General features: G+C 69.5%; 12 protein-coding genes and 1 rRNA gene. 5 read left to right on the forward strand and 8 right to left on the reverse strand.

What is annotated here, in order from left to right:
- The 3 genes from rrf to VIR15_RS00675 all read left to right on the forward strand — a co-directional run.
- Window positions 1-109: ribosomal RNA gene (gene rrf / locus VIR15_RS00665) — 5S ribosomal RNA — on the forward strand; the annotation flags it as partial.
- An 89-nt stretch (window positions 110-198) separates the two neighbouring features.
- On the forward strand, window positions 199-570 hold the full coding sequence (locus VIR15_RS00670; RefSeq protein WP_331925540.1) for a cupin domain-containing protein: 372 nt from the start codon (window positions 199-201) through the stop codon (window positions 568-570).
- Window positions 567-1,712 (forward strand): adenosine deaminase, encoded by a 1,146-nt coding sequence (locus VIR15_RS00675; protein WP_331925541.1) that lies wholly within the window; start codon window positions 567-569, stop codon window positions 1,710-1,712. The genes VIR15_RS00670 and VIR15_RS00675 overlap by 4 nt, the downstream gene beginning before the upstream one ends.
- Window positions 1,713-1,715: 3 nt before the next feature.
- Here the strand turns inward: VIR15_RS00675 and VIR15_RS00680 are convergent, their stop codons facing one another.
- The 7 genes from VIR15_RS00680 to VIR15_RS00710 form a co-directional block, all read right to left on the reverse strand.
- Window positions 1,716-2,387, reverse strand: coding sequence for an aspartate/glutamate racemase family protein (locus tag VIR15_RS00680; RefSeq protein ID WP_331925542.1), 672 nt, complete (start codon window positions 2,385-2,387; stop codon window positions 1,716-1,718).
- An 11-nt stretch (window positions 2,388-2,398) separates the two neighbouring features.
- The gene (locus tag VIR15_RS00685; protein WP_331925543.1) at window positions 2,399-3,136 is read right to left on the reverse strand and encodes a uridine kinase family protein; all 738 of its coding nucleotides are present in this window, start codon (window positions 3,134-3,136) and stop codon (window positions 2,399-2,401) included.
- Complete coding sequence (locus VIR15_RS00690; RefSeq protein WP_331925544.1) at window positions 3,133-4,020, reverse strand: aldehyde dehydrogenase family protein; 888 nt, start codon at window positions 4,018-4,020, stop codon at window positions 3,133-3,135. The genes VIR15_RS00685 and VIR15_RS00690 overlap by 4 nt, the downstream gene beginning before the upstream one ends.
- Complete coding sequence (locus VIR15_RS00695; RefSeq protein WP_331925545.1) at window positions 4,017-5,492, reverse strand: aldehyde dehydrogenase family protein; 1,476 nt, start codon at window positions 5,490-5,492, stop codon at window positions 4,017-4,019. The genes VIR15_RS00690 and VIR15_RS00695 overlap by 4 nt, the downstream gene beginning before the upstream one ends.
- Before the next feature lie 16 nt (window positions 5,493-5,508).
- Window positions 5,509-6,495, reverse strand: coding sequence for a deoxyribose-phosphate aldolase (gene deoC / locus VIR15_RS00700; protein WP_414654879.1), 987 nt, complete (start codon window positions 6,493-6,495; stop codon window positions 5,509-5,511).
- A gap of 134 nt (window positions 6,496-6,629) precedes the next feature.
- The gene (locus VIR15_RS00705) at window positions 6,630-8,318 is read right to left on the reverse strand and encodes a phospho-sugar mutase (RefSeq protein ID WP_331925546.1); all 1,689 of its coding nucleotides are present in this window, start codon (window positions 8,316-8,318) and stop codon (window positions 6,630-6,632) included.
- Window positions 8,318-9,151 carry a purine-nucleoside phosphorylase gene (locus VIR15_RS00710; protein ID WP_331925547.1) on the reverse strand — a complete coding sequence of 278 codons (834 nt, stop codon included), beginning with the start codon at window positions 9,149-9,151 and terminating at the stop codon, window positions 8,318-8,320. The genes VIR15_RS00705 and VIR15_RS00710 overlap by 1 nt, the downstream gene beginning before the upstream one ends.
- A gap of 108 nt (window positions 9,152-9,259) precedes the next feature.
- Between VIR15_RS00710 and VIR15_RS00715 the strand changes: the two genes are divergently transcribed.
- Both VIR15_RS00715 and VIR15_RS00720 read left to right on the forward strand, forming a co-directional pair.
- The gene (locus tag VIR15_RS00715; protein ID WP_331925548.1) at window positions 9,260-10,660 is read left to right on the forward strand and encodes an NAD(P)H-quinone dehydrogenase; all 1,401 of its coding nucleotides are present in this window, start codon (window positions 9,260-9,262) and stop codon (window positions 10,658-10,660) included.
- A 102-nt stretch (window positions 10,661-10,762) separates the two neighbouring features.
- Window positions 10,763-11,146, forward strand: coding sequence for an antitoxin (locus VIR15_RS00720; protein ID WP_331925549.1), 384 nt, complete (start codon window positions 10,763-10,765; stop codon window positions 11,144-11,146).
- Window positions 11,147-11,261: 115 nt separating this feature from the next.
- Here VIR15_RS00720 and VIR15_RS00725 read toward each other — a convergent pair.
- Window positions 11,262-12,618: ATP-binding protein (locus tag VIR15_RS00725; RefSeq protein ID WP_331925550.1), on the reverse strand; the 1,357-nt coding region annotated here is incomplete at its 5' end.

The raw sequence follows: 12,618 nt of genomic DNA on the forward strand, positions 1-12,618 counted from the left end.
CATAGCGAAGGGGAAACGCCCGGCCTCCATTCCGAACCCGGAAGCTAAGCCCTTCAGCGCCGATGGTACTGCACTGGTGACGGTGTGGGAGAGTAGGACGCAGCCGGACACCTTATTTGAAACGCCCCATCGACTTCGGTCGATGGGGCGTTTCGCATGTCCACCTCGACGACGCTCGTGCCGGACTAAGGTAGCGTCGTGCCCGAACTCATCTTCTCCCCGACCCGAATCCCCGTGCCCGGCGGCAAGCTCATCGAGGAGCATGTCGGTGAGGCCAACACGCCGGATGCCAACCTGCAGGCCTCCGTGTCGGTCGCGCACATGAAGGCGCCGGCTGGCTGGTCGGAGCCCTACCAGACTCCGGACTTCGATGAGATCACCGTCGTCCTGAGCGGCCAGGTGCTCGTCGACCACGATGGCGGCAGGCTCGAGGTCAACGCCGGGCAGACGGTCGTGACCCGGGGCGGCGAGCGGATCCGCTACTCCTGCGGCCCCGATGGAGCCGAGTACGTTGCGGTGTGCCTACCGGCGTTCCGCGAGGACAGGGCGCACCGAGAGGTGATCGCGTGACGCCTGAGACCGCCCAGGCGGCCCCCAAGGTCCTCCTCCATGACCACCTCGATGGCGGCCTGCGTCCGCACACGATCATCGAGCTCGCTCAGGAAGTGGGCTACGGAGGGCTTCCGACCGAGGACCCCGAGTCGTGTCGCACGTGGTTCCGGCAGAGTGCGGACTCTGGCTCGCTGCCTCTCTATCTCGAGACCTTCGACCACACCCTTGCCGTGATGCAGACGGCCGGGGGCCTCCGTCGGGTAGCCCGTGAGTGCGTGGAGGATCTGGCGGCTGACGGGGTCGTCTACGCCGAGAGCCGGTACGCGCCCGAGCAGCATCTGACTCAGGGGCTGTCCCTCGAGGAGGTCATCGAGTGTGTCAACACCGGGTTCCGGGAAGGTGAAGCGCTGGTGGCCGCGAGGGGCGGCCAGATCCGAGTCACGGCTCTCCTCACGGCCATGCGTCACGCCGCGAAGTCCACCGAGATAGCCGAGCTCGCCGTCCGTTACCGAGATGACGGCGTATCGGGGTTCGACATCGCCGGAGCAGAGGCCGGCTATCCGCCCACCCGTCATCTCGACGCCTTCGAGTACCTGCGTCGCGAGAACTCCCACTTCACCATCCACGCGGGCGAGGCGTTCGGGCTCCCTTCCATCTGGGAGGCGATCCAGTGGTGCGGCGCCGACCGGCTCGGGCACGGCGTCCGGATCGTTGATGACCTCACCATCCAAGGCCGGCCCTTCGCCGAGTGGCTGGACTCCCGGAAGCACGACCCGCGGGCCCTCGTCGACGTCGACCTGGGCGACGTCACGCTGGGGCGGCTGGCCGCCTACGTCCGGGACACCCGTATTCCGCTCGAGATGTGCCCGAGCAGCAACGTCCAGACCTCCGCTGCCCTGTCGATCGCGCTGCATCCGATCACGTTGCTGAAGCGGTTGCGCTTCCGCGTGACTCTCAACACCGACAATCGGCTCATGAGCGACACGACGATGTCGAAAGAAGCCCTGCTCCTGACCCAGCAGGCCGACTGGGACCTCGCCGACCTCAGATGGGTCACCATCAATGCAATGAAGTCCGCCTTCATCCCGTTCGACCAGCGGCTTGCCATCATCGAGGACGTCATCAAGCCCGGCTACCGGGAGCTCGGCTTCCCGGTCTGAGGCTCACACCGCAGCGGCGATCGCGGCCTCGACGTGCAGACGAGTTGTGGGGAAGACGGGCACGGCAGAGTCGTCCTGACCGACGAGCAGCTCGATCTCGGTGCAGCCGAGAATGATGCCCTCCGCCCCCGCGTCGATGAGTCGGCCGATGACTCCGCGGTAGGCCTCCCGTGACGGGTCGGTCACCTGGCCGACGCACAGCTCGTCGTAGATGATGCGATGCACCTGGGCCCGGTCGCCCGCCTCGGGCACGAGCACCGAAAGGCCGTGGGCCTCGAGGCGATCGCGCAGGAACGGCTGCTCCATCGTGTAGCCCGTGGCCAACAGCCCGACCTTCCGCAGCCCGGCAGCACGCACCGCGGCAGCCGTGACATCGGCGATGTGTACGAAGGGGAGGTCCGTCGCGGCCGTGATCGCGTCGGCGACCTTGTGCATCGTGTTGGTGCACAGGACGATCAGCTCGGCACCACCGCGCTCCAGACCCTGCGCCGCCTCGGCGAGCAGCTGGCCCGCGGCGATCCAATCGCCGGTGGCCTGCATCCGCTCGACCTCCGCGAAGTCAACCGAGTGGAGCAGGATCCGAGCAGACGCGAGCCCGCCGAAACGATCACGGACGATCTCGTTGGCGAGCCGGTAGTACTGCGCGGTCGACTCCCAGCTCATGCCACCGATCATGCCGATGAGTCTCACCGTCTCGGCCCTCCCGCCACGAGTGCTCTCACCTGGGACTCCGCCTCACGCGGACTGACGCACCGGGCGCCGTGGGCCTCGGCCTGCGCGATGATGGCCGGCTCGGCCCGGAACAGCGCGACGCCGCGTCGGAGCAGGATGTGCGGAGGCTTGCGTCGCTCGGCAAGGTCGCGAACCAGCCTCAGCACGAAGGTGACCCACCGCCATCGGCGCACGCACAGGGCATCCGCAAGGAGCCGCTCTGCCTCAAGCGGTTCCGTGAGCCGCGCGGCAAAAAGACCCTCGGCGAGGACGAAGTCGTCGGGAGCACAGGCGACGACCTGGCGTCCGGTAACCCGGGAGGCGCCGATGTCGTAGATCGGCACTTCGGCCGAGCCGGTGTCGACGAGAGTCCTTAGGGCTGCCACCGCAGCGTGCACATCCCACGAGTCGATGTGGTCCCAGTCCGGGATCCCCAGGGGCGATCTCGGCAGGCCCGGGTCGTCGACCTCGCGGTAGAAGTCGTCGAGGCGCACGACCGGCCAGCCGAGTGCGTCGCTGAGCCGGGTGGCCAGTCGGCTCTTCCCGGCACCGCTGGGGCCGGTGACCAGGATGACGCGTCGGCGGGAGCCGGGTGTTTCACTGGGCCGTATGCCGCTGGGCTGGCTTCCGGCACCACGCGACCTCTCGTCCCCCTTGGGTCCCGCCTCGCCGGGGTCCCGACCGGCCGTTCTCGGCGTGTCGGGCCCGGTCACAGGCCTTTGGGGTGCCACACGGTCTTCGTCTCGACGAAGGCGCGGATGCGGCCAAGGCCAGGGTCGGCAGACCAGTCAGGCTCGACGGCGACGCCATCCGCGACCTCGGGGCGCAGGACGCGCTTGAGGTTGCCCGCGGCCTCTGCCTCGAGCGCTCCCCATTCGACCCCATCGGCGCCGGCGGCACCGGTCAGGTCGATGGCGTTGACATCACGGTGCGAGGCGAGCCACGGCGCGACCTCCTGCGTCTTCGCGGTGATGAGGTTGACGACGCCCCCAGGCAGGTCTGAGGTGGCGAGGACCTCGCCCAAGGTGATGGCCGGCAGGGGGCGCGCTGCGGACGTGACGACGACCGCGGTGTTGCCCGTTGCAACGACGGGAGCAACGACGGAGATGAGGCCAAGCAGCGAAGAGGACTGCGGCGCAAGGATGCCCACAACACCCGTCGGCTCGGGCGCCGACACGTTGAAGAAGGGACCCGCCACCGGGTTGAGGTTGCCGAGAACCTGCGCAATCTTGTCCGTCCACCCGGCGTACCAGACGAACCGGTCGACGGAGGCGTCCACGACGGCTCCAGCGGCGCGGGCGCTCAGTCCCTCTCCCGCTGCCACCTCGTCGACGAACTGGGCTCGACGCCCCTCGAGCACCTCTGCAGCCCGATACAGGACCTGGCCCCGGTTGTAGGCGGTTGCCCCCGCCCACCCGGACAGCGCACCGCGCGCCGCGACGACGGCGTCGCGGACGTCCTTGCGGGACCCCATCGATGCGTTGGCCAGAAAGTCGCCCTTCGCCGACACGACCTCATAGGAGCGACCGGACTCGCTGCGCGGGAACTTTCCGCCGATGTAGAGCTTGTAGGTCTTACGGACGTCGAGGCGGGTCATCGCGCGGCTCCGGTCGTCAGGGCTGCGGACGTCGTCCTCAGGTAAGCGTCGAGGCCGTGGCGGCCGCCCTCGCGCCCGTAGCCGGACTCCTTGTACCCCCCGAAGGGCGAGCTCGGGTCGAAGCGGTTGAACGTGTTGGCCCAGACGACGCCGGCCCGCAGCTGGTCGGCCATCCACAGGATTCTGGAGCCCTTCTCGGTCCAGACCCCGGCAGAGAGTCCGTAGGAGGTGTTGTTCGCCTTGGCGACCGCCTCCTGCGGGGTCCGGAACGTCAGCACCGACAGCACAGGTCCGAAGATCTCCTCGGTCGCGACGCGGTGGGTCTGGGAGACACCGGTCAGCACCGTTGGTGGGAACCAGTAGCCACGCGCCGGGAGCGTGCACTCCGGGCTCCAGCGCTCCGCCCCCTCGGCCACACCGGCCTCGACGAGGGAGGTGATCCGGTCGAGCTGGACCTTGCTGTTGATCGCGCCGAGGTCGCTGTTCTTGTCCATCGGGTCACCGACGCGCAGCGTCGTGAGGCGGCGCTTCAGCCGGGCGACGACCGCGTCATGGACGCTCTCCTGCACCAGCAGCCTCGACCCGGCACAGCACACCTGTCCCTGGTTGAAGAAGATGCCGTTGACGATGCCCTCGATCGCCTGGTCGATCGGCGCGTCGTCGAAGACGATGTTGGCGGCCTTGCCGCCGAGCTCGAGCGTCGCCTTCTTGGACGTGCCGGCGATGCGACGCGCGATGGCCTTGCCCACCTCGGTGGACCCGGTGAAGGCGATCTTGTCGACATCGGGGTGGTCGACGATGGCCTCGCCCGTGCTCCCGTCGCCCGTGATGATGTTGACGACCCCTGGGGGCAGGTCGGCCTGCTGGCACACCTCGGCGAACAGGAGCGCGGTGAGCGGCGTCGTCTCTGCCGGCTTGAGGACGACGGTGTTGCCGGTCGCGAGTGCTGGCGCGATCTTCCAGGCGAGCATGAGGAGCGGGAAGTTCCACGGGATGATCTGTCCCACCACGCCGTACGGCCGGGTCACGGTGCCCGGGGAACCAAGCCCAGCGGCATACGACAATTTGTCGGCCCAGCCGGCGTGGTAGAAGAAGTGCGCGGCCGCGGTGGGGATGTCGACGTCGCGGGTCTCCTTGATCGGCTTGCCGTTGTCGAGCGTCTCGAGGACGGCGAACTCGCGCGAGCGCTCCTGCAGGATGCGGGCGATCCGGAACAGGTACTTGCCGCGCTCGGCGCCGCTGATCCGGCCCCACGTGCCCTCGACGGCGCGGCGGGCGGCGGCGACGGCCTTGTCGACGTCCTTGCGGCCGGCCTGGCTGACTTCCGCGAGGACCGTCTCGTCCGCCGGGTTGATCGACTCGAAGGTGTCCCTGGGCCGCGTGAAGGCGCCGTCGATGTAGAGGCCGTACGACTTCTCGAGGGTGACGATCGCGCGCGACTCCGGGGCCGGCGCGTACTCGAACGTTGCCATCAGCACTGTCTCCCGGTCAGTCGAGCGTCACGTAGTCGGCGCCGGAGTAGGCCCCACTCGCGAGCTTCTGTCGTTGCAGCAGCAGGTCGTTGAGCAGGCTCGAGGCGCCGAAGCGGAACCACTCCGGAGTCATCCAGTCATCGCCCGCGATCTCGTTGACGACGACGAGGTACTTGATCGCGTCCTTGGAAGTGCGGATGCCCCCGGCCGGCTTGACGCCGACCTGGACCCCGGTGAGTTCACGCCAGTCGCGCACTGCCTCGAGCATGAGGAGCGTGACGGGAAGTGTGGCAGCGGGGGAGACCTTGCCCGTCGAGGTCTTGATGAAGTCGCCTCCGGCCAGCATTGACAGGTAGGAGGCTCGCCGGACGTTGTCGTAGGTGACGAGCTCGCCGGTCTCCAGGATGACCTTGAGGTGCGCCTCGCCGCAGGCCTGCTTCACTTCGGCGATCTGGCTGAAGACCGTGAGGTAGTCGCCCGAGAGAAAGGCCCCTCGGTCGATGACCATGTCGATCTCGTCAGCGCCGGCCTCGACGGCAGCCCGCGTGTCGGCCAGCTTGACCTCCATGGAGGCCCGTCCCGACGGGAAGGCGGTGGCGACCGCGGCCACGTGGATCCCGCTGTCGCCCAAGGCCTGCTTCGCCGTGGCAACCATGTCGCCGTAGACACAGATCGCTGCCGGGGTCGGAGTGGTCGGGTCGAGCGGATCCGGAACGCGCGCCTTCGCACAGAGCGAGCGGACCTTGCCCACCGTGTCGGCGCCCTCGAGGGTGGTCAGGTCGATCATGCTGATCGCGGTGTCGATGGCCCACGCCTTGGCCGTCGTCTTGATCGAGCGGGTCCCGAGCGACGCCGCGCGTGCCTCGCAGCCCACCTGGTCGACACCGGACAGGCCGTGCAGCCACGAGGTGAGCGCGTGGTTGGTCAGACGCGAGACCCCGAGGAGCTCGCGCGCCTGGGCCGTGAGCTCCTGCGCGCTGCGTGTCGTGGTGCTGACTGTCACCCGGCGAGTCTACCCACGGGCCGAACCTCGCGAGCCCGTCCCCGGTGATCGAGAGAACAGCTTCCGGGACCGTCTGGCCCGAAAGCTGTTCTCTCGATTGGGAGAGGGGCGCGGAAGCTGTTCTCTCGATTGGGTCAGGGGAGGGCGGTGAGTCGCTCGAACTCGGCCCGGATCGCCGCCAGCCGGTCGGCCGCAGCTGTTCGCGCCGCAGCGAGCTCGCCAGCAGCTGGGACGGCCTCGATGACCTCGAGGTAGACCTTGACCTTCGGCTCCGTGCCGCTCGGACGGACGATGACCCGCGACTCGTCAGCGAGGTAGTAGCGCAGGCCCTCAGTGGGCGGGAGCCCACCATCCCCCGCCGAGAGGTCGTCCCTGCGCGTGACCGGGATGCCCGCCACCGAGGTCGGCGGCGCCTCGCGCAGCTGGCCCATGACCGCCTCGGTCTCGGCGAGGTCCGAGACGCGCACCGAGAACGAGTCCGTCGCGTGGACGCCGTGCGCCACGGCGAGGTCGTCCAGCAGGTCGGTGAGATGGCGGCCCTGCGCCTTGAGGGTCGCCGCCAGCTCGGCGAGGAGCAGCGCGGCGCTCACGCCATCCTTGTCCCGGACGAGGTGGGGCGCGACGCAGTAGCCGAGGGCCTCCTCGTACCCGTAGCGCAGCCCCTCGACGCGCGAGATCCACTTGAACCCGGTCAGCGTCTCCTCGTGCCGGATTCCGGCGGCGGCCGCGATCGCGGCGAGCAGGCGTGACGACACGATGGAGTTCGCGAACACGTCGCCGGGGTGGACCCCACGGCCCACGATGTGCGCCCCCAGGAGTGCGCCGACCTCGTCACCGCGCAGCATCCGCCAGTCGCCGAGGGCAGGGTCGAGCACCGCTGCGGCGCATCGGTCGGCGTCGGGATCGTTGGCGATGACGAGGTCGCAGCGCTGAGCCCTGGCCTGCTCGAGGGCGAGGTCGATGGCGCCCTTTTCCTCGGGGTTCGGGAAGGCGACGGTCGGGAAGTCGGGATCCGGGACGGCTTGCTCGTCGACCGCGGTGGGCAGCTCGAACCCTGCCTGGACGAACGCGGCCGCGACGGTGCCGTGTCCGACGCCGTGCAGGCTGGTGTGCACGCAGTGGAGGTCACGCGGCGAGTCGGGAGCGACGACCGTGACGACCGCATCGACGTAGTCCTGGACCAGGCCCTCTCCGAGCGTCTCCCACCCGTCTGCGGCGAGGGGAACGCTCGCCACCGAAGGGACGGCGGCAATGTGAGCGGCGATCTGGGCGTCCGCCGGTGGCACGATCTGGCTGCCGTCACCGAGGTAGACCTTGTACCCGTTGTCCTGGGGAGGGTTGTGGCTCGCCGTGACCATGACGCCCGCGTCGGCGCCGAGGTGGCGGATCGCGAACGCGAGCACCGGCGTCGGCAGGGGTTTGGGCAGGAGCAGGGCGCGCCCGCGCGCGCCGGTAACGACCGCCGCCGTGTCCCGGGCGAAGACGTCGGAGTTGTAGCGGGCGTCGAAGCCGATCACGACAAGCGGGTCGTCACCCGCCTGGCCCTCGGACTTGAGGTAGGCGACGAGCCCAGCGGCCGTGCGGATCACGACGCTGCGGTTCATCCGGTTGGGACCGGCCCCCAGGGCACCACGCAGTCCGGCGGTGCCGAACTCGAGCATGCCGGAGAAGCGGTCGGCCAGCTCGTCCCTGGCCTGGTCCGAGCCGGCCTCGACCCCGGCGATGAGGGAGTCGAGCTCGCCTCGCGTCGTCGCGTCGGGGTCGTCGTCACGCCAGGCGCGCGCTGCCGCGAGCAGGTCAGCAGAGGTGTCGGTCGCGGTCATCAGAGGCGCCGCACGATGGTGGAGAGCAGGTCCGCGCAACGGTCGGACGCCGCCTCACCCGCCTCGAGGACCTCGTCGTGGCTGAGCGGCTTGTCACTGATCCCCGCCGCGAGGTTGGTGACGAGCGAGATGCCGAGCACCTCGAGACCGACCTGCCGTGCCGCGATCGCCTCCAGTCCCGTGGACATGCCGACCAGGTCGCCACCGAGGATCTTGGCCATGCGAACCTCGGCTGGAGTCTCGTACTGGGGTCCGCGGAACTGGACATAGACCCCCTCGTCGAGCGTGGGGTCGACCTCGCGCGCGATCTCCCGCAGACGTGGCGAGTAGAGGTCGGTGACGTCGACGAAGTTCGGGCCCTCGATCGGTGACTGCGCCGAGAGGTTGATGTGGTCCCGGATGAGAACCGTCGTGCCGGGCACCCACTCTGGGTTGAGGCCACCGCAGCCGTTGGTGAGGATGATCGTCGAGCACCCGGCAGCGTGCGCGGTCCGCACGGCGTGGACAACGGGGCGCACGCCCCGACCCTCGTAGAAGTGGGTCCGCGAGCCATAGACGAGGGCGCGCCGCCCGGTGTCGCCGATGGCGACCGACTGCATCGTCCTCGAGTGGCCCTCGACGGCCGCTGCGTAGAAGCCTGGGACGTCGGCGTTGTCCACCGTCGCCAACGTTTCGCCGATGAGATCGCCGGCCTGTCGCCAGCCGGAGCCGAGGACGAGGGCCACGTCGTGACGAGCGGCTCCCGTCCGCTCGGCGATGACTGCTGCAGCCTGCTTGGCCACCTCGAACGGGTCGGTGGCAGGGTCATTGAGGTCGATGGCCGGAGTGCTCACGCTGCGACTCTAGCGACGTCCCTCGCCGTGGCGGCTCGAAGCGGAAGGCGACGTCGGGCTGGGAGTCGACTCAGCGGCATACGGCCTCGTCGGTGGTTGGATGGTCGGGTGATCACGCGAGAGACGACGGTTGTCATCATCGGTGGCGGCCCCGGTGGCTACGAGGCCGCGCTCGTCGGTGCCCAGCTCGGCGCGAACGTCACCATCATCGAGAGGCTCGGGGTCGGTGGCGCTGCGGTGCTCACCGACTGCGTGCCGAGCAAGGCCCTGATCGCGACGGCCGACTACATGTCGGACTTCGCGGTCGCGGGCGGGCTCGGGGTCCGTCTCACCGACGACGAGGGGGATGTCGTCGACGACGTCGTCGCCCTGCCGCAGACCGTCAACGAGCGGATCCTCGCGCTGGCAGCGGCCCAGAGCGCTGACATCCACCACGGCCTCGAGAACGCCGGAGTGCGGATCATCAGTGGGACGGGACGGGTGGCGGCGCGGGACCGCGTCATCGCAGAGACCGACGGCGGGTCGGAGGAGATCGCCGCCGACGTCATCCTCGTCGCAACCGGAGCGACCCCTCGGGTCCTGCCGTCTGCCGTCCCGGACGGGGAGCGCATCCTGACGTGGCAGCAGATCTACTCCCTCACGGACCTGCCTGAGCGCATCGTCGTCATCGGTTCGGGTGTCACCGGCGCGGAGCTCGCCCAGGCGTTCCTCGGCCTGGGCTCTGGGGTGGTGCTCGTCTCGTCGCGGGACCGGGTGCTCCCGGGGGAGGACGCCGACGCGGCGACCGTGATCGAGGAGGTCTTCCGCAAGCGGGGGATGGAGGTGCTCAGCCGGTCGCGCGCGGCCGGTGTCGAGCGCACTGCCAACGGCGTCGTCGTCCGGCTCGAGGACGGTCGCACCGTCGAGGGCAGCCATGCCCTGCTCGCCGTCGGTTCCATCCCGGCGACGCGGGGCATCGGGCTCGAGCAGCTCGGTGTCGAGCTGACCGAATCGGGGCACCTGCAGGTCGATCGCGTGTCGCGGACGTCGGTGCCGGGCATCTACGCGGCCGGGGACTGCACGGGCGTGCTGCCGCTCGCCTCCGTCGCAGCGATGCAGGGCCGGATCGCCATGTGGCACGCACTGGGAGACGCCGTCGCGCCGCTCAACGTCCGCGGGGTCGCGGCCACCATCTTCACCGAGCCGGAGATCGCCACGGTCGGCATCGGACAGCTTGCTGCCGACGAGGCGCATGATGTCCAGTCGGTGACGCTGCCGCTCTCGCGCAACCCGCGGGCGAAGATGCAGGGCATCACCGACGGCTTCGTCAAGCTCTTCTGCCGCACGGGCTATGGGACGCTGCTCGGCGGGGTCATCGTCGCGCCGAAGGCCTCGGAGCTGATCCATCCCGTCGCCCTCGCTGTGCAGAACCGGCTCAACGTCGACCAGGTGGCCAGCACCATCACCGTCTATCCCTCGCTGTCCGGCTCCATCGCGGAGGCCGCCCGGCAGCTGCATCAGCCGGAGTGAGACCTCGGGCGGCGCTCGTTCAGAAGGCTTGCGACCACACCTGAGGTGTGCCAGAGGCGTAGCGTCGGGGCTGCAGGGGAACCCAACACCAGGGGAGAAGCAATGAGCAGCTGGATCGACAAGGCGAAGGACTTCATCAAGGGCAACCCCGACAAGGCGAGGGATGCCCTGGAGAAGGCAGAAGACGTGGTCAACGAGCGGACCGGCGGGAAGTATGCCGAGCAGGTCGACCAGGGTTCGGACATGGTGGGCGAGAAGCTCGGGCTGCCTCCTGAGACCGAGGACGCGACCGCACCAGAGCCCGCTCCGTCACCGGGTCCGGCGCCCGTGCCCTCGGAAAGCCCGGCGCCGACGCCGAAGCCGACCGAGGCCGGACCAACCGGAGCCGACAGCGGGACGGCTGAGAGTGGCGACGCGATCCCGGAGGCGCCCTCCGAGGGCGACGTCACCCTCGGCGACCCGCCGCCGGCACCGCCCTCGCGCTGATCAAACCTGCAACACACCCGGTTACCGACCGCTACCCCTGCCTGCAGCAGGGCCAGGCAGTCGGTAAGCGGGTGTGTTGCGGTCGGGAGTGGGTGTGGAGTGGGTGGCGAGTGGGTCAGGCCTCGGCGGCGGCGTCCTTGATCTCGGCGAGGACGGAGCCGGACGTGACGGTCTCGCCGACGGCCGCCTTGAGGCCGGTGAGGACACCGGACTTGTGTGCGTTGATCGGCTGCTCCATCTTCATCGCCTCGAGGACGATGACGAGGTCGCCCTCGGCGACGGTCGCCCCCTCCTCGACAGCGAGCTTCACGATGGTGCCCTGCATCGGCGCGGTGAGCGAGTCGCCCGAGGCGGCGGCACCGCCCTTGCCGCCACCGGAGCGCTTCGGGGCCCTCTTCTTCGCCGTGCCGGCACCGCCACCGCCCCCAAGGGACAGCCCACCCGGCAGGGACACCTCCAGGCGCTTGCCGCCGACCTCGACGACGATCGTCTGTCGCTCAGCCGCGTCCTCACCGGCGCCGTCAGCGGCAGCGGGCCCAGCGGCATACGGCTCGATCGTGTTGTCGAACTCCGTCTCGATCCAGCGGGTGTGCACGGTGAACGGCGACCCGTCCGAGGGTGCGAAGGCCTCGTCAGAGACGACGGCGCGGTGGAAGGGCGTGACGGTCGGCATGCCCTCGATGACGAGCTCGTCCAGGGCGCGTCGGGCCCGTTCGACGGCCTCGGCGCGGTCACGGCCGGTGACGATGAGCTTGGCGATCATCGAGTCGAACGCGCCGGCGACGGTGTCGCCCTCGACGAGGCCGGCGTCCCAGCGAACGCCGGGACCGTGCGGGACGACCATGCGCGTGACGGTGCCGGGTGCGGGCAGGAAGCCGCGTCCCGCGTCCTCACCGTTGATCCGGAACTCGATCGAGTGGGCGTGGGGTTCGGGATCGGTGAACGTCAGCGGCTCGCCGTTGGCGATCCGGAACTGCTCGCGGACGAGGTCGATGCCGGTGACCTCCTCGGTGACCGGGTGCTCGACCTGGAGGCGCGTGTTGACCTCGAGGAAGCTGATCCCCCCGTCCTGCCCGACGAGGAACTCGCACGTGCCCGCGCCGACGTAGCCCGCCTCACGCAGGATCGCCTTCGAGGCGCGGACCAGCTCGGTGTGCTGCGCCTCCGAGATGAACGGTGCGGGGGCCTCCTCGACCAGTTTCTGGTTGCGGCGCTGGAGCGAGCAGTCGCGGGTCGACACGACGACGACATTGCCGTGGTGATCGGCCAGGCATTGCGTCTCGACGTGGCGCGGCTTGTCGAGGAAGCGCTCGACGAAGCATTCGCCGCGCCCGAACGCCGTCACGGCCTCGCGCACCGCGGAATCGTAGAGGTCGGGGATCTCCTCGATGGTGCGGGCCACCTTGAGCCCTCGGCCACCGCCACCGTAGGCCGCCTTGATCGCGACCGGCAGCCCGTTCTCCTTCGCGAAG

This window comes from Intrasporangium sp., assembly GCF_036566125.1.
GTDB lineage: Bacteria > Actinomycetota > Actinomycetes > Actinomycetales > Dermatophilaceae > Intrasporangium.